This window comes from Paenibacillus sp. NRS-1760, assembly GCF_050467785.1.
GTDB lineage: Bacteria > Bacillota > Bacilli > Paenibacillales > Paenibacillaceae > Pristimantibacillus.
Window position 1 is genome coordinate 331295 of the sequence record NZ_JBITPK010000014.1, and the last position, 25000, is coordinate 356294.

General features: G+C 45.1%; 20 protein-coding genes. 12 read left to right on the forward strand and 8 right to left on the reverse strand.

Annotation, left to right across the window (positions count from 1 at the left end; translation table 11 throughout):
• The first annotated feature begins 991 nt into the window (after positions 1 to 991).
• Positions 992 to 2191: a benzoate/H(+) symporter BenE family transporter gene (locus ACIFSR_RS20715; protein WP_430059647.1), complete on the forward strand. Its 1200-nt coding sequence runs from the start codon at positions 992 to 994 to the stop codon at positions 2189 to 2191.
• A 16-nt stretch (positions 2192 to 2207) separates the two neighbouring features.
• Here ACIFSR_RS20715 and ACIFSR_RS20720 read toward each other — a convergent pair whose 3' ends face one another.
• Positions 2208 to 2720 carry an acyl-CoA thioesterase gene (locus tag ACIFSR_RS20720; protein ID WP_430059649.1) on the reverse strand — a complete coding sequence of 171 codons (513 nt, stop codon included), beginning with the start codon at positions 2718 to 2720 and terminating at the stop codon, positions 2208 to 2210.
• A 406-nt stretch (positions 2721 to 3126) separates the two neighbouring features.
• On the opposite strand from ACIFSR_RS20720, the gene ACIFSR_RS20725 reads away from it, so the two are divergent.
• Together ACIFSR_RS20725 and ACIFSR_RS20730 are read left to right on the forward strand one after the other, a co-directional pair.
• Positions 3127 to 3729 (forward strand): RNA polymerase sigma factor, encoded by a 603-nt coding sequence (locus tag ACIFSR_RS20725; protein ID WP_430059651.1) that lies wholly within the window; start codon positions 3127 to 3129, stop codon positions 3727 to 3729.
• Positions 3656 to 4975, forward strand: a complete 1320-nt coding sequence (locus ACIFSR_RS20730; RefSeq protein WP_430059653.1) for a DUF4179 domain-containing protein — start codon at positions 3656 to 3658, stop codon at positions 4973 to 4975. The genes ACIFSR_RS20725 and ACIFSR_RS20730 overlap by 74 nt, the downstream gene beginning before the upstream one ends.
• A 110-nt stretch (positions 4976 to 5085) precedes the next feature.
• Here the strand turns inward: ACIFSR_RS20730 and ACIFSR_RS20735 are convergent, their stop codons facing one another.
• The 3 genes from ACIFSR_RS20735 to ACIFSR_RS20745 are packed head-to-tail and all read right to left on the reverse strand — an operon-like array spanning position 5086 to position 8452.
• Positions 5086 to 6255 carry a glycoside hydrolase family 130 protein gene (locus tag ACIFSR_RS20735; RefSeq protein ID WP_430059655.1) on the reverse strand — a complete coding sequence of 390 codons (1170 nt, stop codon included), beginning with the start codon at positions 6253 to 6255 and terminating at the stop codon, positions 5086 to 5088.
• A gap of 14 nt (positions 6256 to 6269) precedes the next feature.
• Positions 6270 to 7481: an AGE family epimerase/isomerase gene (locus tag ACIFSR_RS20740; protein WP_430059657.1), complete on the reverse strand. Its 1212-nt coding sequence runs from the start codon at positions 7479 to 7481 to the stop codon at positions 6270 to 6272.
• Positions 7478 to 8452 carry a glycoside hydrolase family 113 gene (locus ACIFSR_RS20745; RefSeq protein ID WP_430059659.1) on the reverse strand — a complete coding sequence of 325 codons (975 nt, stop codon included), beginning with the start codon at positions 8450 to 8452 and terminating at the stop codon, positions 7478 to 7480. The genes ACIFSR_RS20740 and ACIFSR_RS20745 overlap by 4 nt, the downstream gene beginning before the upstream one ends.
• A gap of 314 nt (positions 8453 to 8766) precedes the next feature.
• On the opposite strand from ACIFSR_RS20745, the gene ACIFSR_RS20750 reads away from it, so the two are divergent.
• The 6 genes from ACIFSR_RS20750 (at position 8767) to ACIFSR_RS20775 (ending at position 18010) form a co-directional block, all read left to right on the forward strand.
• The gene (locus ACIFSR_RS20750; protein WP_430059661.1) at positions 8767 to 10080 is read left to right on the forward strand and encodes an ABC transporter substrate-binding protein; all 1314 of its coding nucleotides are present in this window, start codon (positions 8767 to 8769) and stop codon (positions 10078 to 10080) included.
• 86 nt (positions 10081 to 10166) lie between these two features.
• Positions 10167 to 11057, forward strand: coding sequence for a carbohydrate ABC transporter permease (locus tag ACIFSR_RS20755; RefSeq protein ID WP_076268981.1), 891 nt, complete (start codon positions 10167 to 10169; stop codon positions 11055 to 11057).
• A 3-nt stretch (positions 11058 to 11060) separates the two neighbouring features.
• The gene (locus ACIFSR_RS20760) at positions 11061 to 11891 is read left to right on the forward strand and encodes a carbohydrate ABC transporter permease (RefSeq protein ID WP_076268980.1); all 831 of its coding nucleotides are present in this window, start codon (positions 11061 to 11063) and stop codon (positions 11889 to 11891) included.
• Positions 11892 to 11972: 81 nt separating this feature from the next.
• Complete coding sequence (locus tag ACIFSR_RS20765) at positions 11973 to 12737, forward strand: response regulator transcription factor (RefSeq protein WP_430059664.1); 765 nt, start codon at positions 11973 to 11975, stop codon at positions 12735 to 12737.
• Between the two features lie 140 nt (positions 12738 to 12877).
• Positions 12878 to 14683, forward strand: a complete 1806-nt coding sequence (locus ACIFSR_RS20770) for an ABC transporter ATP-binding protein (protein ID WP_430059666.1) — start codon at positions 12878 to 12880, stop codon at positions 14681 to 14683.
• Positions 14684 to 14902: 219 nt separating this feature from the next.
• On the forward strand, positions 14903 to 18010 hold the full coding sequence (locus tag ACIFSR_RS20775; protein WP_430059667.1) for a glycoside hydrolase family 2 TIM barrel-domain containing protein: 3108 nt from the start codon (positions 14903 to 14905) through the stop codon (positions 18008 to 18010).
• A 50-nt stretch (positions 18011 to 18060) separates the two neighbouring features.
• On the opposite strand, the gene ACIFSR_RS20780 is transcribed toward ACIFSR_RS20775, so the two are convergent.
• From ACIFSR_RS20780 to ACIFSR_RS20795, 4 genes are all read right to left on the reverse strand, one after another.
• Positions 18061 to 18750, reverse strand: a complete 690-nt coding sequence (locus ACIFSR_RS20780; RefSeq protein ID WP_076268977.1) for an AIM24 family protein — start codon at positions 18748 to 18750, stop codon at positions 18061 to 18063.
• Complete coding sequence (locus ACIFSR_RS20785; RefSeq protein WP_430059669.1) at positions 18747 to 19232, reverse strand: hypothetical protein; 486 nt, start codon at positions 19230 to 19232, stop codon at positions 18747 to 18749. The genes ACIFSR_RS20780 and ACIFSR_RS20785 overlap by 4 nt, the downstream gene beginning before the upstream one ends.
• Positions 19233 to 19409: 177 nt before the next feature.
• On the reverse strand, positions 19410 to 20408 hold the full coding sequence (locus tag ACIFSR_RS20790) for an aldose 1-epimerase (protein ID WP_430059671.1): 999 nt from the start codon (positions 20406 to 20408) through the stop codon (positions 19410 to 19412).
• A gap of 144 nt (positions 20409 to 20552) precedes the next feature.
• Positions 20553 to 20915: a LytTR family transcriptional regulator DNA-binding domain-containing protein gene (locus ACIFSR_RS20795; RefSeq protein WP_430059672.1), complete on the reverse strand. Its 363-nt coding sequence runs from the start codon at positions 20913 to 20915 to the stop codon at positions 20553 to 20555.
• Positions 20916 to 21082: 167 nt separating this feature from the next.
• Here ACIFSR_RS20795 and ACIFSR_RS20800 point away from each other — a divergent pair, with 167 nt between their 5' ends.
• The 3 genes from ACIFSR_RS20800 to ACIFSR_RS20810 all read left to right on the forward strand — a co-directional run bounded on the left by ACIFSR_RS20800 (position 21083) and on the right by ACIFSR_RS20810 (position 24985).
• A complete protein-coding gene (locus ACIFSR_RS20800) occupies positions 21083 to 22180 on the forward strand; it encodes a lactonase family protein (RefSeq protein WP_430059674.1) in 1098 nt (365 codons plus the stop codon).
• Positions 22181 to 22250: 70 nt separating this feature from the next.
• A complete protein-coding gene (locus ACIFSR_RS20805; RefSeq protein ID WP_430059676.1) occupies positions 22251 to 23477 on the forward strand; it encodes an MFS transporter in 1227 nt (408 codons plus the stop codon).
• A gap of 143 nt (positions 23478 to 23620) precedes the next feature.
• Entirely contained in the window at positions 23621 to 24985 is a 1365-nt protein-coding gene (locus ACIFSR_RS20810) for a DUF2087 domain-containing protein (protein ID WP_430059678.1), read from the forward strand.
• Positions 24986 to 25000: the final 15 nt, after the last annotated feature.

Sequence of the window (25000 nt, forward strand, 5' to 3'; positions counted from 1 at the left end):
TATAGAGTAGCTGCGGCGTATGATCGAGGTAAGAAATGGAGCAATAAGCACGTATATGTTCTTACAGCGAGAGAAAGGGCTAGGTTTGTTGTCTGTAAGCACAAATATGCGCTTATAGAGTAGCTGCGGCGTATGATTGAGGTAGGAAATGGAGCAATAAGCACGTATATGTTCTTACAGCGAGAGAAAGGACTAGGTTTGTTGTCTGTAAGCACGTATATGCGCTTATAGAGTAGCTGCGGCTTATGATCGACGTAAGAAATTGAGCAATAAGCACATATATGTTCTAACATCGAGAGAAAAAGCTAGGTTTGTTGTCTGTAAGCACGTATATGAGCTTATAGAGTAGCTGCGGAGTATGATCGAGGTGGGAAATTGAGCAATAAGCACGTATATGTTCTTACAGCGAGAGAAAGGGCTAGGTTTGTTGTCTGTAAGCACATATATGCGCTTATAGAGTAGCTGCGGCGTATGATCGAGGTGGGAAATGGAGCAATAAGCACATATATGTTCTTACAGCGAGAGAAAAAGCTAGGTTTGTTGTCTGTAAGCACAAATATGCGCTTATAGAGTAGCTGCGGCGTATGATCGAGGTAGGAAATGGAGCTGGAGCTCAGACAGAGTGAACGTTTTCGGACCTATAACTTACGAACCTAGTAGCTCTTATTTTAATCAAAAGTAATAGATTAAAAGTGCAACGAACTCCAGAATCGTTATTTCGAGAAAAATAGCTTATAACACCCAATTTACCATGCTATAACGTTCATATGATTCGTTAAAACTTAAGTAAGCTAGTTTTCATCACAATAAGAATAATGCAGTTAGTTAGAGAGTTGATCTTGGGATGTCTTGGAATGCCTTGATTTGTTATGCGCTGAAATGGCTGAAAAAAGATTGAGCAGTGGATGGGTACAAATCGCATAGAAACGGTTATACTTAAGCACTTGAACAACTCGGAAGCAATATTATTATACGATTAGGAAGCGATTTGATGATAAAAACCCAATCCAAGCTCAATCGGCAAAATGTGTTTACTGGTATATTATCTGCGATGCTGGCATGTACAGGCGGAGCCGTACTCATCGTTAGCAGCGCTGAAAAAGCAGGTTTTTCAACCTTAGAGCTCGTCGCGTGGCTGTTCGCCGTTTACTTTTTTGGCGGACTGCTGAACATAGCTTTGACATTGATTTATAAGATTCCGTTTGGCGGCGCGCATTCGATAACCGCCGTTGCTTTCTTAAGCACTTCTGCGACACAATTTACAGTGCAGGAGTTAGCTGGTGCGAGCATTATTTCCGGGATTATTATCGCTGTATTTGGTTTATCTGGTCTGTCCGATAAGCTGCTGGCTTTCCTGCCTAAGCCTCTGATGGATGCGATGCTTGCCGGTTTAATATTCAACCATATTGTAAAAATCGTTCCCGCGGTCAAGGATGCTCCCTTTGTCGGGTTTATGGCATTGGTCGGTTTTTTCTTATTTCCCCGTTTATTCAAGGGCTTTCCGCCCGTGCTCGGCGTCGTTTGCATGGGGCTGCTTGCTCTATGGATTGGCTACGATTTGCCTCCAATGGAGGTGCTGCCGTTTGCGCTGCCGCATGTGGTGAGCCCTGAGTTTTCGATTAATGGGCTGTTATCGTTAGCTATCCCTTTGTCGATACTCGTGCTTAGCAACGATTTGTTTGTAGCTTTGGCAGCACTTCGCAAAAATGGCTATGAGCCATCCGCTTCCAAGACGATTACAATAACTGGTTTTGCTACGACTGCTGTAGCGTTTCTTGGCGGTCATAGTGTAAATGTTGGCGGAATGATGAGTATGCTGTGCAGCAGCGAAGAAGCTGGTGCAAAGGAATCTCGTCCTTATGCAGCGATTGTCTCGGGTATATTAGTGGCGCTGTTTGGATTATTTGCTTGGAAGGTTATTGCCTTTATTAATATTCTTCCGTCTTCATTTATTTGGCTTCTAACGGGTTTTTCATTGATGGGGGTATTCATTCAAAGCCTTCAGTCAGCTTTTTCGGAATCTGCCTACCGCTACTCAACGGCCTTTACATTTGCAATTGCGGTAGCAAATGTCGCCTTTCTCGGCGTTTCTGCGCCTGTTTGGTGCTTGGCAATCGGCATGGTTACGATGAAATTGCTGGGCGAGGGAACACGCAGCAATAGCAAGGATGCTGTTCGTCAAAATAAATAGTAATAAAAGGGGACGATTATTCCCACGGAAACTTCGTCAGCAAAAAGTCTGCAAACTTTTTGCTCTCTTCTCTGCGCTGCTTCCTCATTGCCGTTCTATGCTCGGCTGTTTCATATAATTTAATTTCTTCTTCCGTTTCAGGGACAATACGAGGTACAAGTATTGTCTTATTTTGTTCATCAAGGGCAACGAAAGTAAGAAAAGAGGTTGCTGCTATTTTTCGCTCGCCGCTTCTTAAATCTTCTCGTATCACTTTCACAAAAACCTCGATTGAACTTTTGCCCGTCCAAGTAACGAAGGACTCTAGGGAAACGGAATCTGTTGGCCGGATTGGATGCAAGAAATCAACGGAATCCGTCGAAGCGGTTACCGCGGTAACTCTGCATAATTTGGAAGCGGATATCGAAGCAATATCATCGATATAAGACATAAGTTTGCCGCCGAACAACGTATTGTGATTGTTTACATCGGTTGGGAATACTCTTGAAACCTTAAAGGATCGCGTTTCTTTGACATATTTAATTTCCAAAGCATTCACACAACTTTCTAGAAAGTGGCTGATCTTTGGGTATTTTCTCCCCTTTATGGATAGGTTATGCTTCTAAAATAAAACTTAAAAGGGTTTCACATATTATGCTTGATTAGTATGTGGAACCCTTTATATATAGTTACTCTTGGCTGAGCTTTAACAATTGATCATTAACATTTTCGGTGCTTAATTCCCCGTGATAACAAACAACGGATGCAATATTTTCTTTGAAATCTCCATAATAGCGAGCCTCCGTAAAATTAGATTTATATGGATGTTATTATGCAGGTTTAGTTGATGTCAACATCCTCTAATAACATCGCAGTGACGTGGTAGTTGAGATTTTTTTTCGCAAAATGAACTTTAATAGCCTCTGTGATCTCTTATCTATGAAAGGGGGGAGAACATGAATGTAAGCCGTCTTGTCAAACAAGCTCAAAAAGGCAACAAAGAAGCTTTATTACAACTAATCATAGCCGATCAGGACGCTTATTATCGTCTTGCCTACAGCTATTTGAGAAATGAGCATGACGCGATGGATGCCATGGCAGACATGATTGTTACGCTTTATGAAAAGCTGGATCAATTGCAAAAGAGCGAAGCCTTCTACAGCTGGAGCAAAACCATTCTCGTCAATCGTTGCAAAAAACTGCTCCGCCAAAAAGAACGATTTGTTCCACTGGGAGACGAGGGTGAATCATCTTTTGCTGGATTAACTGAAGATAATCCTTACCGCAACACGGAGTCTGAGATGAACATGCAGGTGCTGCTCTCGAATCTAAACGCACAGCAGCGGGAAGCTATCGAGCTTCGCTATGTACATGATCTTCCGTATCAGACGATTGCGGACATGACCTGTTCGCCGATTGGAACCATCAAATCAAGAATTTCGCAAGGCATACAAAAACTGAAAGCGATGATCGGAGGGGATCGTAATGAAAACGATCGAGGAGAGATTGCAGGAGCACAGACAGACCTTGAATATCGTGCAGGCACCGTCAGGACTTGAGGACAGGCTTCGAAATGCTCTTGAGCATGTTCCTGCTAAGAAAAGAAAGCTAAATAGAGCGATGACATGGGTTGCAGCATCAGCTGCAGCACTCCTTCTGATTGTCGGAACTTATCAATATCCTGCATTCGCTTATTACGGAGGCAAGTTGTTTAACAAAATCGAGCTGAACTCTCTTAGCTTCTCTGAAGTGGCGGAGCAAGGCTATGGACAATCGGTCAACAAAAGCAAAACGCTTGAGGACGGTACTGTCATTACCATCAACGGGGTTATTGCTGACGATAACGCTTTGCTCATGTATTATAGCATTGATAGACCCGAAGGCTCTGTATTTACTGACAATAGTTCACTACGTTATAACGTAGGTCAAATGGAAGGGTTTTTAACGGATTCCGATCCCAAAGAAGGAAGCGGCAATTATAGCAAAGATGAGACCCAGTATGAGGGTATCTATAAATTTGAACCGGTTAGTCCATTCTCTAGAACTTTAACCGTTACATTTAGTGAGTGGCTAGAAAATGGGGAACGGGCATCTTACCCAATCTCCTTCAAGTTTGAAGCGAATAAAGCGATGAAAAGCATGCTTAAAGAGGATATCTCAAAATCCGTTTCGGTCGATGAGGGATTGGTCCACTATGACGCCATCACAGCTTCACCTACTTCTACCATCGTAAAGGGACATTATGAAATGAATGATGGGGGATACCCGAGGTTCTCAGGTATAACAAAGCTTTATGTAAATGGAACAGAAGTGAAATCATGGGGAATGCAGTCGGATCATTCGGCTGAAAAGGGCAAGGCGGCATTTGAACTTGAATTTGATGTGCTGCCTACAGACAAGCTGGAAACCATCGAGCTCGTACTTGAAAATTTTGCTGGCTATCAGAAAATAGAAGAACCGATCTCCTTAGCTTCACCATCAGATCTGTCCATAAAAATTGGGAATGAGAAATTATGGATTCGCAGCGTTACAAAAACCGATACAGGTTATGATATTGTTATCGCCAGAAAACAATTTACAATCTTGGAAACGGAAAACTTATCTGTTCAATCGGGTCATAGTGTAGTTCCCGTCTCATCCATTTCCTCATCACGCCCGTGGGATTTGAAAAATGGCAACATCTTGTGGGAGCAGACGTTTTCTTTTAACACGGAAGAGGAACCGGCACAGCTGCTGCTTAACGGATTTTCCTATATTAAAACCTACGATAAGACCATCTCTATTCCTATGGAAATCAAAAAGTAATTTGTATCAAACAATAAATGAAAAAGGGCTTCTCAAAAGCAGAAATGCTCTCTGGGAAGCCCTTTCCTTTAGGCTGGAAAGACTTAAAGTTTCTTGCTTGGTGAAGCGGATTATAGCTGCAAGTTGCGATCAATTAAAGCGATGCGCTGCTCTACACATGCGAAGGAGCGAAGCGGATCTTCCGGTGTGTTTAAGCAATAGTCGAGCAGTTGATCAACGGTAGTTGCAGCAACGTGACAGCGTGTGTCGGAGGAAGCGTAGTAAATATAGACGTTGCCGTTATCTTGTGCGATAACACCGTTGCAGAAAGCTACGTTCGATACGTCGCCGACACGTTCAATGCCTTCTGGCGCAAGCAAGTGGCCGCCTGGACGATGCGTTACTTTGTTAGGCTCCTGCAAGTCGGATAGGAATGCATAAAGTACATAACGCAAGCCAGCCGCAGTGTTGCGAACACCGTGAGCAATATGAATCCAGCCTTTGTCCGTCTTAATTGGAGCGGGACCTTGACCGTTTTTCACTTCTTTAATTGTATGATAATGGCGTTCATCAATAATGATCTCACGCTCTACAACTGCGTTCTCGATCGTATCGGATAGTCCCCAGCCAATGCCGCCGCCTGAACCCGTATCGATGAAGCCGTCCTGTGGACGAGTATAGAAGGCGTATTTTCCGTCTACAAATTCAGGGTGAAGCACGACGTTGCGCTGTTGGTTGGACGCTGTTTTTAGATCGGCAAGACGCTCCCATTGCTTCAAATCCTTCGTTCTTACGATACCGCATTGTGCAATCGCGCTCGACAGATCTCCTTTTGGAGCGGAAGGGTCTTTTCTCTCTGTGCAGAACAGACCATAAATCCAGCCGTCCTCATGTTGAACGAGGCGCATATCATAGACGTTAATATCGGGATCGCTTGTTTCTGGAAGCAAAATAGGGTGGTTCCAGAAGCGGAAACCATCAACGGGGCTGTCACTCTCTGCAATGGCAAAAAATGATTTGCGATCATTGCCTTCAACGCGTGCTACGAGATGGAATTTGCCATTTAAGAAGATTGCGCCTGGATTGAATACGCAATGAACGCCGAGGCGCTCCATGAAATAAGGGTTCGTCTCAGGATTAAAATCATATTTCCAAATCAGCGGAGCATGTTCTGCTGTTAGAACAGGGTGTACGTAACGATCAAAAACGCCGTTGCTAACTTCTGCAGGCTCGTTTTTACGCTGTACGAGCTCCTCATAACGGTCCGTTAGCATTTGCTTGCGTTCATTAAATTTACTCATTGAATATACCTCCATTAGTGTGAAGTTGCTGTACCAGACAAGCGTTCGATCATTTCAAAGCATGCACGACCATTATGATACGGGCATTTCCAAGGGCTAACCTTTTGTAAATTATCGCTTGGAGTTCCATCGCGAGTTACGCTCCAGTGCCATTCGCCATACTGTTTGTCGACGATGAAATTTTCAATGAACTGCCAAGATTTCAAGGCAGCCTCAACGTATTTCTCATCGCCCGTCATTTGATAAGCATTATAGAAACCAACAACAGCCTCTGCTTGCGGCCACCAATCCTTGTGTGAATCGATGATCCCATCAGGACCTGCCTCATTAAGAAGACCGCCGTCCTCGTCAACGCCTTCATTCAGTGTCGCTTCTGCCATTCGAATAGCAATAGCTTTGGCTTCAGCCAGCAATGCTGCATCTCCAAGCACCTCAGCCGCCTCGACTAGCAGCCAGCTGCCCTCGATATCGTGACCGTAAGAAATGTGCTCGGATCTGCCGTTCCATTTTTCATCAAAGAAAAGGATAAAGTGCGCGTTATCTGGATTAATAATATGTTTAATCGTGATTTCGATTAGTTCTCTCAGCTTGGCATGCAGCACATCCGACTTCCATACCCGGTAAAGGTTCGTATAACCCTCCATGATGTGGAGATGAGTATTCATGGATTTCTTCTCATTCAAATCCTTTTCACTCAGGCTATTATCGTCGGTTTCCTGCCACTCGCGTGTAAGAGCCTCGAAATAACCTTTATATTGCTCGTCGTAGCTATATTTCTCAAGCGTATGAAATAGTGAGATCGCTTTCTGAAGCGCAGCTTCAATTCCGGTAGCGCGGTAATACTCGGAGTAAGCATAAATAGCAAAGGCTTGACCATATACTTGCTTTTTCGTTTCGGCTGGGCTGCCAGCTGCGTCGACCATCCAGTATAATCCGCCGTATTCTTGATCTACAAAGTATTTATTTACATATTGATAGGCACGGTCAGCCATTTCGAGATAAGCTTCATTGCCAGTCATGCGATAAGCGGAGGCAAAGGTCCACAAGATACGTGTGTTAAGCACCAGGCTTTTGCCAGCTTCATCGTTAACGGTTAGATCTCTGCTGATATTGCCGTAGAAACCGCCTTTTTGCTCATCGATCGTATGATTCATCCAAAAGCCGAGAATGTTAGATTCCAGCTCCTGCTTGATGCTTGCCAGCCACTGCTCGTTATTTACGTTCATTCGCCCAAACCTCCGTCAATCGATTCAGCTATTTTGGCTGCATAATATTGACGAACGGTTTGTTCTGCTTGCTTGCCATACATACAATAATCGTCGTTAGCACTCGCATCGGCCTCTTCATATAGTCTCGCTGGCCAATCCCAAAGCATAAAGCCGCCAACCCAATCACGTTTGTCCGTATGGGAGAACATCGTCTCGTAGAACTGACGCTGAACCTCTTCGCTTGGCGCGCCTGCAAGTCCCCAATCGTTCGGAATATACTGCGAGCCTTCGCGGCTAGGACAGCCTGCTTCCATGAAGAAAAAAGGCTTGTCGTATTCGGATAAGACCTTTTCAATCCGGTTCAGCTGCTCTTCCCAAGCATCGATGGGGTAGTAGCCGCTGGAAGAAATGACATCAACAGCATCCCACCATTTAATTTGGCCTTCTTGATATTTGTCGCAGTTGTACGTAACGATGCCGGAATAAACTTTGCGAACTTCTGCGATGAGCGCACGCCATTCCGTTTCTCTGCGATCGGTTTGTACCATTTCGCATCCAACACAAAACATTTCACAACCTGTTTCTTCGGCAATTTTGGCATAGTGCAAAATGAATGTGGTATAAGAAGCAAACCAATCAGACCATTTTGGCTCGCAAGGCACATCGAGATCAAAGAAATTAATATGAGCACGCCATGTGCCATCCGCACAATTGACGACCGGCTTCAAACAAACGTTAAGGCCTAGTTCTTTCGCTTTGTGAATGGCACTAAGAACTTCCTCATCGGTAACCGTAGGCGCCTCGCGAAACTTAATTTCGGTGGAGTGGGCATGATCTTGAAGTGCGCCAAGTGCAATAGCTGTCCAGTTCACGCTTAACCGCTCGGCCATTAATTCCATCGAACGATCCGCTTTTTCCCCAGTCCATGTGCCTCGAATACCTGTCCAGCCCCATGTCATTCCGCCTATATAGGCTGCTTTCGTTGTCATTGGGTCGCCTCACTTTAGTTTTGGTATTTTTGTTATTGCTAATAATATTTTTGTTATATAACAAGTAAACATGATTCTAGTCTTGTTTGCAATACCTTTCTTGAAGAGCAGGCAACTTCATAAAATTGCTTCATTTAATAACACGGAAAGCGGCATGTATATGCACAATAATGAGTGAATATGCGTGAAAAAGCGTTTTCACAAAATGACAGTTGAAGACTATAAATCATATTTTAAACCATTTTAGAACCACATTTTATGAGGTATTATCGAAATGTAAGCGGAATCAAAACAAGCTGAGGGGGATTTAGAAAATGAAAAAAAACATTTCGTTAGCAATTGTTTCTGTAATTATGCTAACATCGTTAGCTGCATGTGGTGGGAATAACGCAAGCACGAATACACCTACGAACAAGCCGAGCACGGATAACACCGCAACAAACAAACCGGAAAACGGTGGAACAGAAGAAACATCAACGATTAAAGGTGAAGTCGTATTCTTAACAAACCGTACTGACATGATTGACAAACAGTACGTCGACTACGAAAAACGTTTTGAAGACAAATACCCTGGTGTCGATCTAAAATTTGAAGCCATAACGGACTATGATAAAACGTTGAAAATCCGCATCGCTTCCGGAGACTTCCCTGATGTCGTATTTGTACCAACGATTCCAAACGCAGAGCTGCCTAATTATTTCGCTCCGCTTGACGACATTGCATTCTCAGGTGAAATTCATTTCAAGGATTTGAAGGCGCAAGAAGGCAAAATGTATGGTGTATCCTCCGGCGGATCGACAGTCGGTATCGTATACAACAAGAAAGCTTTCGAGAAAGCAGGCATTACAGCTCTTCCAAAAACATACGACGAATTTCTAGCTACATCGCAAAAGCTTAAAGACGCAGGCATCGTGCCGCTTGCATCAAACTTCAAAGATAAATGGCCGCTTGATACTTGGGTATACGATATTCCAACGCTAATCGGCGGAGCTTCTGATCACCAAAACAAACGTGCTGAATCCGAAACACCGTACACGCTTGACAATGCTTACGGCAAATCATGGGGAATTCTTCGTGAGCTGTACACAAAAGGTTTCCTAGAAACAGACGTGAACTCGACGAACTGGGAGCAATCGAAAAAAGACGTAGCAACCGGCAAATTCGGTATGTATCTGCTTGGCAACTGGGTAATTAACCAAGTAATTGAAAACGGCGCTCCTGCTGAGGACATTGGCTTCTTCCCATTCCCGGTCGACAACACTGGCGAAGCGAAAGCACCGCTTAACCCGGATTTCTTCTATGCAGTTAACAAAAACGGCAATGTTGAAGCAGGCAAAGCATTCGTACAATGGATGATCGAAGAATCCGGTTATGATGATTTCGCAGGTTTCATTCCAACTTTGAAAGCCAAAGAATCGAAGCTTCCACAGCTTTCGGAATTCAACAGCTTTACCCCTAAATTTTTCGAGCCAGCTGCACCAGTAGATGCAGCGACAGAAATTCAAAACAAAGCTCAGCTTGATCAAGCTGCAGTTGTACAAGAATTCGTATTAGCTAAAGACCCGCAAAAGGTATTGGATAAAGTGAACACAGCGTGGGCGAAAGCGAAAAAAGATTTAGGATTGTAAGGGCTGCGTGCAGGATGAATTACCTTTAACGGTTGTCTATCCTGCACCTTCCGATTAGAAAGACGCAGGGAGGATGGGGTTGTCTCATGTTTAGCAGATTGCCTTTTAAAACACAGAAGAACTATGTCATTATTGGCTTCGTCGCATTGCCGCTGCTGCTGCTGCTGACATTCGCCTATTATCCGGCAATGGAACTCATTCGATTAAGCTTTACGAGCTGGGACGGCTTAAGTCAAAACAAACCGTGGATTGGTTGGTCGAACTACAAGGAAGTATTTTCAAATCCAGCTATTTTTGGTGTCTTTAAACATAACTTTGCCTATTTCGCTGTTGGAATTGTACAAAATATCGCCGCGATTTATTTCGCAGTGGTGCTGAACAGCAAGCTGAAGGGAAAAAACTTTTTCAGGCTGCTGCTTTTTTTACCGTACATCCTAAATGGCGTTGCTGTAGCATACTTATTCGGTTACGTATTCGATACGACAAACGGATCATTAAACTATTTGCTAGGACAGCTCGGCTTTGATGCACTCTCCAAAACAAGCTGGCTCGGCAGTGGATCGTTTGTAAACTATACTCTTGCTTCAATTGGCTTCTGGCGCTTTATGGGCTTCAATATGGTCATTTATTTGGCGGCGCTTCAATCGATTCCAAGTGATATTTACGAAGCGGCATCGATTGACGGGGCAAACGGCTGGCAAAAATTTATTAGCATCACGCTGCCGAACATTTATAAAATTATCGAGCTCAATTTGTTCCTAACGGTCACCGGGGCTTTAGAGGTGTTTGATCTGCCTTATATTTTAACCAAGGGCGGGCCGGCAGGATCGAGTGAAACCTTCGTTATGAAAATTGTTGAGACCGCCTTTCAGTTCAACAACTATGGTTTGGCATCCGCAATGAGCGTCGTCTTGTTACTCTTTGTTGTCATTGTATTATCGATTCAGCGGTTTTTGTTGAAAGGAAAGGGGGAATAATCGATGAATAAATCCAATAAGCTTTGGGACACAATCAAGTATTTAAGCCTTCTATTGGCTGCGTTTGCGATTTTGTTCCCGCCTTATATCATCGTCGTCAATGCCTTTAAGACGAAGGATGAATTTCACACGAAATCGACGATCGCTATGCCGGATAGCTTTCTTTATTTTAAAAACTTTGCGCAAGCCTTCAAGCAGGCGGATATGCTCCATGCGTTCGGGAATACGCTGTTCATTATCGCGATCACGCTAATTTTGAACATATTGATCGGATCGGCGTTCTGTTATGCCGTTGGGCGCTTCAATTTCAAATTTAAAGGCCCGTTAGTAGGCTTGTTCCTATTCGCCACGATTATTCCAGCGATTACAACGCAAGTCGTCAACTACAAAACGATTCAGGCGCTTGGCCTAACGAATAATTTGATGGGACCTGTACTAATCTATGTAGGCGCAGATATTTTGCAAATCTACATTTATCTGCAATTCATTAGAAATATCCCTTATGAATTAGATGAAAGCGCGATGATCGAAGGTGCTTCATTGATTCGTATTTTCCGCTCCATCATCTTCCCGCTGCTTGCGCCAGCGACAGCGACAATCATTATTTTGAAAACAATCAGCATCTATAATGACATGTTTATTCCGCTCCTGTATCTGCCTAGGGCCGAACATGTCGTCGTATCAACGTCACTCATGCGCTTCTTCGGGGTCAACAGCGGGGACTGGCAAATGATATCCTCAGCCATTCTTATCATTATGATTCCTACCGCAATTCTTTATGTGTTCTTGCAAAAATATATTTTCGCGGGTGTGACAAGCGGTGCGGTTAAATAAACCGTCCGCTTTCTTTTCATTGCAGATGTACCGATTTTAGCACAAACTAGAAGAGGAACACGCGGGGAGGAGCGAGCAGGATTGTTGAACATTATGATCGCGGATGATGAAGAATTTATAAGGCTGGGTCTAGAAAAAATATTAACGAAAATGGATTTGGACATTAAAGTTATCGGCTCCTACAGCAACGGAATGGACGCTTGGGCGCAAATTTCGAAGCTCAGTGAAGGCGAGCTGGATGTGCTGATTACCGATATAAAGATGCCGATGATGGACGGTTTGCGCCTTATTGAGCACTTGCGCGATAAGTCGATTGATACGATTGTGCTCAGCGGATTTAGTGAATTTGAATATGCGCGCAAGGCTCTTCGCTCGGGCGTCCGGGATTATTTGCTCAAGCCCGTGGACAAGGCGAACTTGTACGACATACTGGTTAAGATTGAGCAGGAGCGCAGCGAAAACGGGCAAACATCGGAATCAACGCTATCTGCTCCAGCACAAGAGACGATCTCGAAGGAAAAAGAGCATCATGTTATTGAGCAAATGAAAACGATTTTGGAGCAAGAATACGGCAAAAACTTCGAAATGGAGCGTATCGCTGACACCGTCGGCATGAGCGCCAATTATTTGAGCCGCTTATTTAAGCAGGAGACGGGCATGACGCTGACAGACTATTTGATCGACATTCGGATAGAGAAGGCAAAGCAGTTTTTGAGCGATCATCCAAATTTGAAAAATTACGAAATATCACAGCTGGTCGGCTATAGTGATCCAGTTTACTTTAACAAGCTTTTTAAGAAAATGGTCGGTGAAACGCCTAAGGATTATAAAGCTAAGCACCACTAGTATTAAAGAGCAAAATTGAATATAAGAAGTGCAATATCGCACATTTACAGGAAGGTGGAATGAGCGTAAGATGATGCGGTAGCTTGCCGGATTTAGAATGGTTGGACAGCATGCAGAGCTGCAGAAGGATGGAGAGAGAAATGTCAGAGAGGGTTGTAAAAACTCAGCTTGGTGCTGCAAAGGGACTAGCGAGCACATTTGAAAACGCGGCACTAGAGGAAAATGCCAGCCCGTTGAAGTTTTTATTGTCATTATACAAAGGCAACTTTGCCAATCTATTGATTTCATTATTATTTTTGTTCATCAAAAGCGCGCCAATTTATGTGCTGCCAATTGTAACAGCTAATATTATCAACATTGCGACGAATCCAGCAAAATATCCGCTAAGCGGCATTTGGATTAACTTTGTTATTATTTTGATCGTTATCCTGCAGAACATACCAACCCACGCCGCTTACATTTCTTTTTTGAGCCGTGCGGTAAGATATGTAGAAGCGGGACTTCGCAGCGCGCTTGTGCGCAAGCTGCAGCAGTTGTCCATTAATCAACACAGGGAACTGCCTGCGGGCAAGCTGCAATCGAAAGTGCTGCGCGATGTCGAAGCGGTTGAGATGATGTCAAAGCAGTTCATGATTGCTTTGGCGCCGGCTGTCGTTAACATTATCGTATCGTTTATTATAACGCTGAACAGCAGCTGGATTGTGTCGTTGTTTTTTATACTGACCATTCCAATGTCCATAACGATCGTAACGATTTTCAGGCGCAAAATCCGTAAATCGAACAAGGAATTCCGTAAAGAAATAGAACAAATGTCCTCTCGCGTGTCAGAGATGGTCGAGATGATTCCGATTACGCGCGCACACGGCTTGGAGAAGGTAGAGATCGCACGTATTGACCAGACGCTGAACAACATTCAAGGCAAAGGGTATCGGCTGGATTTGGTGGAGGCGTATTTTGGCTCAACAAACTGGGTGACGTTTCAAATTTTCCAGGTGCTTTGTTTAATTTTCACGGCATACTTAGCTTACAATGGGCAAATTCAGGTTGGCGACGTCGTTATGTACCAAGGTTTTTTTGCGATGATTTTGGCTTCCGTTACTGGTCTCATTAACATTTATCCGCAAATTGCAAAAGGTCTTGAATCGATTCATTCCATTAAAGAGATTTTGGTATCGACCGATATTGAAAATAATAGCGGTAAAAGAAAAGTTGCCGATGTACGAGGCGAATTTTCTTTCGAGGGTGTAGAGCTTTCATATCCGGGCAGTGAACATCATGTGCTTGAGGATGTTACCCTCGAAGTTGAAGCAGGGGAATGTATTGCATTTGTTGGCGCATCCGGCGCAGGCAAATCAACAGTGCTCAATCTAGTTATCGGCTTCCTGCAGCCAACGGGCGGGAAAGTGCTGATGGACGGCATTGATTTGGCGGACATTGATCTACGCAGCTATCGCAAGCATTTGGCGGTCGTGCCGCAAACGAATATTTTGTTCTCAGGTACGATTCGAGACAATATTACGTATGGCCTTCGCGAAATTACTGATGAACAAGTGAATCGTGTTGTTGAGATGGCTAACCTATCCGAGTTTATTGGGCAGCTGCCGGACGGCCTCGACACAATGGTTGGCGAACATGGCGGCAAGCTGTCTGGCGGCCAGCGTCAGCGGATTGCGATTGCACGTGCGCTTGTACGCGAGCCAAAAATTATTATTTTGGATGAAGCCACCTCAGCACTCGACAACGAGTCAGAATTTCATGTTCAGAAGGCGATGCAGGAGCTGATTAAAGGCCGCACGACATTTATTGTCGCTCACCGCCTGTCGACGATTCGTGATGCGGATCGTATTGTCGTCATGAAGCATGGACGTATTGTTGAGGTCGGCACTTTCGATGAGCTGATGGCAAGCAAAGGCGAGTTTTATAATTTGAAGCAGCTGCAGCTCTAGAAGAGGCAGGTCTGCTTCTGAAATGGCGGTTAAGGCTGATCGGGTGTTTTTACCCCGGTCAGCTTTTTTTTGGCTTTACGCTTCCAATCACGAGCGCCGTTTGTATCGTAATGTTCATATTTTTATAGAAGATATGAAAATTGTTTTATGATATGAGAAATAGTAATGCCTTATAATGTGAATATCATATCCATTAATAGTGATGAGGTGCGTGATTTTATGCGAAAAAAGCTAGTATATACGCCGCCGGCCAACGGTTACCCGGAGTGGAACAATAACCCTGAGATTTATCGTTTGAACCGTATGGATGCGCATGCTTCGTTAATGCCCTTCGATACGATAGAGGAGGCATGGGATGGCGATCATAACAAGTCTTCGAATTATTTGTCGCTGAACGGCCAGTGGAATTTTGCATTTGCAGAGAATGCCGAATCACGAATCGCCAACTTTTATGAAGCTGATTATGATCATAGCCAGTGGGACAGCATTACGGTTCCCGCGCATTGGCAGCTGCAGGGCTATGATTATCCGCAATATACGAATGTTAGATATCCTTGGGATGGCAACGAGGACATAAAGCCGCCGTTTGCCCCTACTGCATATAATCCAGTTGGTTCATATGCTCGTACTTTTACAGTACCTTCCGAGTGGGATGGTAAACCTGTATTTATCAGCTTCCAAGGCGTGGAGTCGGCTTTCTACGTATGGCTGAACGGAGAGCTTGTTGGTTTTAGCCAAGATACGTTTACACCCTCCGAGTTCGATCTAACCCCTTACCTTGCAGTCGGTGAGAATAAGCTGGCCGTAGAGGTTTATCGTTGGAGCGACGCAAGCTGGCTGGAGGATCAAGATTTTTGGCGAATGAGCGGTATTTTCCGAGATGTCTACTTGTACTCCACTCCAGAGGCACATATCTATGACTATTTTGTACATACAGAGCTTGATGAGCAGTGCCTTGACGCAGATCTGATTGTTGATGCGAAGCTGCTTAACTATTTTTTAAGGCCAATTGGCGAAATAACGCTAGAGGCAGCGCTATATGATGTGAATCGAGCTGCCGTATTTCCAAGCCCGCTGACGATCCAAACGCAGGTGGAAGGTGAGGATCTTACTTCTGTTCAACTGCGCGCCGCTGTTTCAAATCCGCTCAAATGGAGTGCTGAGCAGCCGAATTTATATACGTTGATACTTAGCTTGAAATCAGAGGACGGCACGCTGCTTGAAGCGATAAGCTGCAAGGTCGGTTTCCGCAAGTTTGAGATTAAAGATGGCCTAATGCAAATCAATGGACGCCGGATCATGTTCAAAGGGGTAAATCGCCACGAATTTTCATGCGATACAGGCCGTGCGATTAATGAAGCGGATATGCGCAAAGATATTGAACTCATGAAGCAATATAATATCAATGCCGTCCGCACTTCACATTATCCGAACAACTCGCTCTGGTACAAACTTTGTGATGAATATGGGCTGTATGTCATTGATGAGACGAATCTGGAAACGCATGGTTCTTGGACTTATGGACAGAAGGAGCTTGGTAGGGCAGTGCCTGGAAGCAGACCGGAATGGACAGGGGCTGTACTCGATCGCTGCAATTCGATGCTGCAAAGAGACAAAAACCATGCGTCTATCGTCATCTGGTCGCTTGGAAATGAAGCGTTTGGCGGAGACAATTTCGTAAAAATGCATGATTTTTTACGTGAAGCTGATCCGTCGCGCGTCGTTCATTATGAGGGAGTGTTTCACTACCGCGAATCGGATGCAGCTTCTGATATCGAGAGCCATATGTATACGAGTCCTCAGGGCGTTGAACAGTATGCGCGAAGCAATCCGAAAAAACCTTATATTTTATGCGAGTACAGTCATGCGATGGGCAATTCCTGCGGGGGCTTGCATGTGTATTGGGAGGTTTTTGAGAAGTATCCTGTGTTGCAGGGCGGCTTCATATGGGATTGGATCGATCAGGCCATCCGAGTAACAGACGAGAGCGGCACAGTGAAAATGATGTATGGAGGCGACTTTGGCGAATCGCCGCATGATGGCAATTTCTGCGGCAACGGCCTTATTTTCGCAGATCGTACAGTGTCACCTAAGCTTCAAGAGGTGAAGAAGGTATACCAAAATGCCAAGTTTGAAGCGATTGATCTGAAGAATGGCACCATTAAGGTGACCAATCGTCATTTATTCAGCGCTTTAAATAGCTTTACACTTGCTTGGCAAGTAGCGATTAATGGTGTTTCTGTGGAAGCAGGCACGGTAGAAGCGGCCGCACAACCTGAGAGTGAGGAAACGTTAACGATTCCTTACACGCTGCCTAAGCTTTCTTCCATTTCGGAAGAGGCTGTATTAACGGTACAGCTGCTGCTGAAGGAGCAAACCCTCTGGGCAGAAGCGGGTCATGAAATCGCGTTTGAGCAATTTGTGCTGCCTGCGCCTATTGAGCCGATTATTGGTCTTGTACAAGCTAAGCCTGCTGTTCATGCTGAACAGTCGGCAGCGGCGGTGATTGTAAGCGGTGAATGCTTCACTGCGCAATTTGATCTAGCAAATGGCAGCCTTACTTCCTACGTGTGGAATGGCTCAGAGCGGTTATTGCAAGGATTGACTCCGAACTTCTGGCGTGCCTACACGGATAATGATCGCGGCAATCAGCAGCATGTGCGCTGTGCAACATGGCGAGAAGCGGGGACAGAGCGCGTTCTGCAAGCGATGACTTGGGAGCTTGAGGCAAGCAGTGCAACAATTCATGTGCAGTATAGCTTGCCTACCACGACAGAATCATTGCTGTCGATTATATACACAGTAAGTGGAGACGGAGAGATTAATGTATACGAGAAGCTGCAGCCTGGGGCGGATTTACCGGAAATTCCGGAAATCGGCATGCTCTTCCAGATGCCAGCATCATTTGATCAAGTAAGCTGGTATGGCAAAGGTCCAGACGAGACGTATTGGGATCGCCAAACGGGAGGCAAGCTTGGGCTTTACGCTGGCAGCGTTCAGGATCAGCTCGTATCGTATATCAGGCCACAGGAATGCGGCAATAAGATGGACGTTCGCCATGCTGCGGTTACGAATGCAAAGGGCGAGGGTATCGTGCTGAAGGGTGCGCCACATTTCGAACTAAATGTACTGCCTTATACGCCATTTGAGCTGGAGGCGCATGATCATATTCATCTGCTGCCACCAAGCAACAAAACAGTCGTGCGCGTCAACCATAAGCAAACCGGTGTGGGCGGACATGACAGCTGGGGACAGCTTCCGGAGAAGGAATACATCCTGTTTGCGAACCAAGCATACTCTCATCAGTTTTCAATTAAAGGGGTTTAAAATAAAAAGAGGCTTGTCTTCCGTCTGCTGACGGTCGGCTGGCCTCTGTTTTATTTGATATAGATGCCGCCAAACGGCAGCACTTCGCGAAGAATTCTTTTGATAAAGCCGCCGTTTTGCAGCTGCTCCTCCAGTTCGGCATCGCGGGAGCCTGTTTGGATAAGTACTGGGCCGGTGCCGCGAATCTCCCACTGAACATTCATATGCTGGCTTGCGAGCTTGTTGCCGTAAACGGACAGCTGGATGGAAGCATGCTCTGGATATGCGACGAGTGCTCCAGTCTCAACATACAAAGGACGATCCGGATGGAGCTGAATGGATTTCACATCTCCAGCGGTAATGATTCCGAGCAAGCCTGGTCCGGAAAATCGCATTCGCACAAATTCCTTCGTAATCCATGCGTTTTTGAGCTTCTGCACGACAGACTTTAGCTTCATGCCGTCCGAGAAAAAGATAATATGCCTGAAATCGAACAGCAAGTCGCTTTTCTCATCGATGTGCAGCGTTTCGAGCGAGCAGCCTGCAGGCAAGCCGACAATGAATTCGGCCGGTCCAGAAATAAGGGAGCGAATCCAGCGTTTCTTGCGATACATGCCAGCCAAATCCATGAAACGATCCTCGCGATTTTGCGGATCGCCTTGGAAGGCGATGATTGATTTTGGATGCAGAACATGAAGCTTGTCCGCAGTATCAAGGGTGAGATGCACATGGCCGACTTGGGCAGGAACGGTTATTTTCATCCGCTAATTCCTCTGCTGCCTTTGCTGTCTCTACTGCTTGTGCTGCGCTGCTTGCGCCATACGACATAACGCCAAACTCTCAGGGATACGATATAAGCAACAAAAACAGATGCGATTATAATGACAGTATTAATAAGCTTGCTTATAAACGATTGTTTGTCCTGCTTCATGCGATCCATCTCGGCTTGAAGCTCGGCATTTTGCGCGATAAGCTGATTGTTTTGTTCAAGCAGTTCCTTTTGCTTAAGCGCATATTCTGCCGCAGCCTTTGCGGATTCCTCAAGCTGCTGCTGCTGCTCAGCAAGTGCTTCTGTGGCTTCAATATACTGCTGCTGAAGCTCGCTTATTTTCTCAGGTGTATTGTAAATGTCTTTGATTCGATCAATTAAACCTGCGTGGACAGTTGGTTGTGGAATGATGATGAGAATAAAGGATAAGAAGCTTGTAATGACAAGTGCTTTCCATAATGATTGCCGCATCATATTCTCCCTTCAGTTTTCGACATAAGAGGGGCTGATGCTTACATTTTACAGCCTTTCTCGACAATAGTCACTCCTGTCCTGTATTTGGATGGAAAAAATGATTCGGCTTCGTTAAAAATCAATTTCTACATAAAAAAAAGGATAGCAGCGAAATTGCTGCTATCCTTTGATCAGTTCCTATTTTCTAACGTACAAGCGGCTCGTTTCTTCCCAAATGCCGCCCGGCTCAAGTGAGACAAGCCCGATTTGCTCAGCTGGCAAGTTCACATTTGGCGCATTGACGAGATTCAGCTGCGGCTCCGGACAGAAGAAGCCTGGCGTAGCGTTGTTGTTCCAAATCATCCACTGCTTGTAAGCCGTTCCAATATCGTAGACTACTGTTACGCCATTGCGTGTATCGGTCAGCTCCATCGCGTTGCGGCCATTTTGCGGCTCGGTTGTGTAGTGATTATCCATCGGCTCCCAGAATGGGGAGATGCCTGTTGTTTTCATGGCTTCCTCGTCTGCAACTAGCGTTTGGTAGTTGCCTGTTGGCAGCATCCGCTCGTTAAGCTCCCAGCGTTTGCCGGTTGTAAGCGTGAAGCGGTAATCATCTGCTGTACTATTCGCTGCGAACGGAGCATTGATCGTTGTATGGAAAGCGATCAAGCAAGGCATAGCGTCCGTTCCTTCGTTATGTACCGATACATGCTGCAGTAGACCAGTATCATTTAATGCATAACGAAGTTTAATGGTGAAGCGATGCGGCAAATACGTGTAGATCGGGTGGCTTTCATCGATTGAAATTTTGAGCGATACGTAGCTTTCCGTTTTGTTTGTCCCAAAATCCTCGACACTCCAAGCTGCTGTATGGAAAAATCCGTGCAAATGGTTGCCCGTTTTTGCTTCGTTAACTGGAAAGTTATACGTTCTGCCGTTCCATGTAAAAGTACCATCTTCATAACGGTTTGGAGGGAACAGAACTGGGATGCCGTGAATGCCCGGATTCTCTCTGAAGCTATCCATTTCCTCTAGGGATGGTTCGCGAAGGAAGGTATAGTTGTTTGCTTTATCGCGAAACGCAATAAGATTGGCACCAACTGCTGGCAATACAGCTGTTTCATATGCGCCCCATTGCAGCCATACAGCTTGCTCATCATGAAATAATTTTTCAAATGCTTGTCCTTGCGTAGACATGGTAGTCCTCCTAAAAGTGATTAATAATTGACTTCATTTGTGCGAAAAATATAATAATATTCAACTTTAGAATAGCAGGACAGTAGACAACAAACAACCGCCCTATTCCGATAATAGCGGAAAATGGGGCGGTTGTATGTACAACTATTTTGTTATCCGATATTCTTTGCTTGAAGCACGCTGTGAAAACAGCTGTTGGATGACGAATTGCTTGCGGCGATTTACGGTTACTTGCTTAGAGTCTGTTATTTCGGAGTCAAAATAAATCGTACCAGCATCAATCGTCTTGATTTTTCCGATATTGATGTAGCAATTAGAGCTGACTTGATAGAAGCTGCGTTCGTTAGTCAACTGGCTAATCTGTTCGGCAGTCATTCGTCTCTTTATATTATAGTTTCTGCCATGGAAGCTAACGAGTCCTTGCATACCGAGCTTGAAATAGAGCACGTCCGTCTCCAAATCGAAATCCTCATACACATTCCGTTCGCTCATTACAACATTCATCATCTCAATTCCCCCTTTAGAAATGTGAATCGCTGAATTTGTTAGCGCTTACATTGTAACATGTCACAATAGTATTTGTGAAGTCTTTTATAAAAAAAAGACATTGTTTGATGAAGCCGCTTATGCTATGGTCACTGTAAAGCCAAAAAGTCAGAGAGGCAGGGTAAAAAATGAGCAATTTAAAGGAACAACCGACACCCATAAATATCCTTTATATCGGGTCATATGGAACAGCGGAGGAATCAACGATTCATGTGTGTGCGTTTGACGAAACGACAGGTGAGTTAACGATATTGCAGCATCTTAGCGGGCTCGAAAACGCTTCTTATTTGACTTTAAATCCAAATGGCGGCAGCTTATATGCGGCTAGTGAAACTGAAGTAACCGGTGATGCCAGCGGTGGCTCAGTCGCTTCGTTTGAGATTGATAAAGCAACGGGCTTGCTGAAACCTACAGGCAACCGCTTGCTTACATATGGCGCTCATCCTTGCTACATTAGCACGGACAAAGCGGGGCAGGTGCTCTTAGCTGCCAATTATACAGGCGGAAACGTTGCATTATTGCCGATTAAGGCTGATGGCGGGCTGGAGGCGGCAACATCTGTCCAGCAAAATGCCGGTGAGCTCGGACCAAACGCAGCAAGGCAGGATGCACCGCATGCTCATTGCATCATTCCGTTTGGTTCTTCTTATGTATGTGCAGTCGATTTGGGTATCGATGCGATCGTTATTTATCGCTATGATGAGGAAAGGCGCTCGCTTATTCCTCATGGGATTAGCAAGGTCCACCGTGGTGCTGGTCCACGTCACTTGATTTTCCATCCTCATTTAAAAACAGGCTACGTGATGAATGAGCTGGATTCGACGATTACACAATTTGATGTGGATGCGGAACTGGGCGCATTAACAGCAAACCAGGTGATATCAGCATTGCCAGCGGACTACAATGGATATAACGATTCAGCGGATATTCATTTAGGAGTTTCGGGACGTTATTTGTACAGCTCTAACCGTGGTCATAATAGTATTGCTGTATTTGAAGTGGATCAAGGAAACGGACAGCTCTCGCTTATTCAGCATATCGATTGCGGCGGAGAGTCACCGCGAAATTTTGTCCTTACGCCAAGCGGCGATCATTTGCTCGTTGCTCATCAGAAGACAGGCAATATTACTGTATTCTCAGTAAATGCGGAAAGTGGGCTGCTGTCCAAGCTGGATTCGGAGCTAGAGCTGCCTAGTCCTGTGTGCATGAAGTTTGCAATAGCTTAGTTCATGCTTGCTGCTCGTTTCGTTGAGGGGAGCGAGTGTTTTTCGTTAAGAAAGGCAGGTCCTACTAAACATGTCTGCACAGCAAGAAACGAGAAAAATCAATAAAGAAGCGATAAAATCAGCTACTGTATACTCGATACTCATTTGCATCAGCTCCGTTCATCTCATGAATGATATGATGCAGTCGGTTGTATCCGCGCTGTTTCCCGTATTGGAGCAATCTCTACGGTTAAGCTTGGCACAAATCGGCTGGATTGCTTTTACGCTCAATATGACTTCATCCGTTATGCAGCCTGTTGTGGGCTTGATCTCGGATAAGAGACCCGCGCCTTGGATGCTTCCTGTCGGGATGTGTGCCAGCATGTTCGGGATGGTTGGCTTAGCCTTCGCACCGAACTTCTACTTGGTGCTGCTCGCGGTTGTGTTTGTGGGGCTTGGCTCAGCCGTGTTCCATCCGGAGGGCTCTCGGGTTGTGCATTTGGCCGCAGGCAATCGCAGAGCTTTCTCCCAGTCGATCTATCAGGTTGGCGGTAATTTTGGTCAAATGCTCGGCCCGTTGATGACGATGCTGATCTTCCTGCCGTTTGGACAGAAGGGTGCTATATGGGGGACATTGCTTGCTGCTACAGCCATTATTATTTTGACGAAAGTCGTTCCTTGGTATAAGACGCAGTTAGCTGTACATGATGGCAAAATGCAGCGCAAAGCGGCAGGCAGCGCGAAGCCCGCTCTTGCACCCAAGGTTGTTGCGTTTGCACTTGCTATCTTGTTCGTGATCGTATTTGCACGATCCTGGTATGCTGCAGCGATCGGTAACTTTTATCAGTTTTATGTGGTGGAAGCCTATCATCTGACGATTAAGCAAGCACAGATTCCATTGTTTCTATTTATGGCAGCTGGTGTTGCCGGTACCTTTCTTGGTGGCATATTGGCGGATCGGATCGGACGCAAAAAAATGATGCTGATTTCCATTCTAGGTGCAGCACCATTCGCTCTCATTCTGCCGCATCTGCCTCTAGCCTGGGTATATCCAGTAATCGTAGTGCTTGGTTTTGTTTTGCAATCGGGCTTCTCGGTCAGCGTCGTGTACGCGCAGGAGCTAATGCCCAGCAAGGTAGGCACGGCTTCAGGACTTATAACGGGTCTTGCTTTTGGAATGGGTGGACTTGGTGCGGTTGTTCTCGGATATTTGGCGGACGCCCGTTCACTCAGCTTTGTTATGGTCGCTTGCAGCGTGTTACCGCTAATGGGCTTGCTGGCGCTTATGCTGCCAAAGGATAGGAAAGAATCGGTGTAACTCGAATAGGAATGACAGAATAGTCGCTTTAAGGATATTTCCTTAAGGCGACTTTTTTGTTGGAAAAAATATTTGATAAAAACCAAACAAAATTATATAATGTTTATAAAATAAGTAGACGTAATTGAGAGGTGTTTGTAAAAATGGTTGCTGAGGAAAGGTTTTGGTCGGCGTCGCTAGAAGAACTGAAGCAAGGTTATGTATATGAGGAAGCGGAAGGATTTTATTATTGCCTCATTTGCGGAGAGAGCTTTGAGGATGGAGAGATTTTTCGGGATGAGCAGTCTGGACGCTGGTATGAGGCGCGTAAATATGCAGCCTATCATGTGCAGCAGGAGCATGGCTCCATGCTTGATTATTTACTTGAGCTGGATAAGCGGCAGACGGGTCTGACTGACTTGCAGAAGGAGCTTATTCAAGGCTTTGCCGATCAGCTGACTGACAACGAAATGATGAGCCGTACGGGAATAGGCAGCGCTTCGACCATTCGAAATCATCGTTTCGTGCTGAAGGAAAAGGCCAAGCAAGCAAAGCTGCTGCTCGCGATTATTGAAATGATGGACCATGGCAACACTGCGGCGCCGCGATTCGTGCCTGTACATCGGACGGCTACACAAGTCGATGAACGTTATGCGATTACAGAGGATGAATACGCAGATCTTTTGAAGCAATATTTTCCGGATGGTCCTGAAGGTCCACTCGCCTCATTTCCGCGCAAGGAGAAACGTAAAGTAGCAGTGCTGCGTCATATTGCCTCTTATTTCAAAAGCGGAGTCCGCTATACAGAGAAAGAAGTGAATGAGCGGTTAATTTCTTTTTGGGAAGAGGATTATGCAACACTGCGCCGCTATCTGATCGATTATGGCTACTTGGATCGTAAAGATGATGGCAGAGTGTATTGGGTGAAGGGTTCAGGAATTAAGAAAAATGAGCTTGAACAGAGTAGTGGGTCGGCTGAGCAGGTTGAGCAAATGACAGCTCCAAAGAAATCTGCTAAAGGCAAGCAAGGAAAAACGGATAAACAGAAAGCTCAGGCCAAAGTGCAAGAGCAAGAGGAAGAACGAAAGGGTGAGCCAAAAATGGATAAGGCAAAGAGGAAGCAGCTGACAGCTGAATACCAAGAGCGTGAGCGGCAGATGGGTGTTTTTCAGATCAAAAATAATGTGAACGGAAAAATTTATTTAGGAAGCTCCACTAATTTAGAAGCCCTTTGGGGAAAAGAGCAGTTTGTACTGAATATGAATGGTCATGCGAATAAGGAGCTGCAGAAGGAATGGAAGCAATTTGGCGGCGAAAACTTTTCTTTTCTCGTTCTAGAGACCGTTAAATTGGAACAAAAGATTCGTTATGATTATAAGGACGTATTGGACCCGGAAGGCCGTCAACCCGTTGACATGGTGCGGCAATACAACAGAGAAGTCAACGATTTAAAGGAGCTATGGGCCGAGAAGCTGCAGCCTTATGGTGAAAAGGGTTATCATGGCCCTGCCGAGAAGGTGGAGAAATAAATCATTTTTTGGTTG

What these genes read in the sequence shown, in the direction of transcription:
- ACIFSR_RS20715 (WP_430059647.1), top strand. Translation starts at nt 992, where the DNA reads ATGATAAAAACCCAATCCAAGCTCAATCGGCAAAATGTGTTTACTGGT.
- ACIFSR_RS20725 (WP_430059651.1), top strand. Translation starts at nt 3,127, where the DNA reads ATGAATGTAAGCCGTCTTGTCAAACAAGCTCAAAAAGGCAACAAAGAA.
- ACIFSR_RS20730 (WP_430059653.1), top strand. Translation starts at nt 3,656, where the DNA reads ATGAAAACGATCGAGGAGAGATTGCAGGAGCACAGACAGACCTTGAAT.
- ACIFSR_RS20735 (WP_430059655.1), bottom strand. Translation starts at nt 6,255, where the DNA reads ATGAGTAAATTTAATGAACGCAAGCAAATGCTAACGGACCGTTATGAG.
- ACIFSR_RS20740 (WP_430059657.1), bottom strand. Translation starts at nt 7,481, where the DNA reads ATGAACGTAAATAACGAGCAGTGGCTGGCAAGCATCAAGCAGGAGCTG.
- ACIFSR_RS20745 (WP_430059659.1), bottom strand. Translation starts at nt 8,452, where the DNA reads ATGACAACGAAAGCAGCCTATATAGGCGGAATGACATGGGGCTGGACA.
- ACIFSR_RS20750 (WP_430059661.1), top strand. Translation starts at nt 8,767, where the DNA reads ATGAAAAAAAACATTTCGTTAGCAATTGTTTCTGTAATTATGCTAACA.
- ACIFSR_RS20755 (WP_076268981.1), top strand. Translation starts at nt 10,167, where the DNA reads ATGTTTAGCAGATTGCCTTTTAAAACACAGAAGAACTATGTCATTATT.
- ACIFSR_RS20760 (WP_076268980.1), top strand. Translation starts at nt 11,061, where the DNA reads ATGAATAAATCCAATAAGCTTTGGGACACAATCAAGTATTTAAGCCTT.
- ACIFSR_RS20770 (WP_430059666.1), top strand. Translation starts at nt 12,878, where the DNA reads ATGTCAGAGAGGGTTGTAAAAACTCAGCTTGGTGCTGCAAAGGGACTA.
- ACIFSR_RS20775 (WP_430059667.1), top strand. Translation starts at nt 14,903, where the DNA reads ATGCGAAAAAAGCTAGTATATACGCCGCCGGCCAACGGTTACCCGGAG.
- ACIFSR_RS20780 (WP_076268977.1), bottom strand. Translation starts at nt 18,750, where the DNA reads ATGAAAATAACCGTTCCTGCCCAAGTCGGCCATGTGCATCTCACCCTT.
- ACIFSR_RS20785 (WP_430059669.1), bottom strand. Translation starts at nt 19,232, where the DNA reads ATGATGCGGCAATCATTATGGAAAGCACTTGTCATTACAAGCTTCTTA.
- ACIFSR_RS20790 (WP_430059671.1), bottom strand. Translation starts at nt 20,408, where the DNA reads ATGTCTACGCAAGGACAAGCATTTGAAAAATTATTTCATGATGAGCAA.
- ACIFSR_RS20795 (WP_430059672.1), bottom strand. Translation starts at nt 20,915, where the DNA reads ATGATGAATGTTGTAATGAGCGAACGGAATGTGTATGAGGATTTCGAT.
- ACIFSR_RS20800 (WP_430059674.1), top strand. Translation starts at nt 21,083, where the DNA reads ATGAGCAATTTAAAGGAACAACCGACACCCATAAATATCCTTTATATC.
- ACIFSR_RS20805 (WP_430059676.1), top strand. Translation starts at nt 22,251, where the DNA reads ATGTCTGCACAGCAAGAAACGAGAAAAATCAATAAAGAAGCGATAAAA.
- ACIFSR_RS20810 (WP_430059678.1), top strand. Translation starts at nt 23,621, where the DNA reads ATGGTTGCTGAGGAAAGGTTTTGGTCGGCGTCGCTAGAAGAACTGAAG.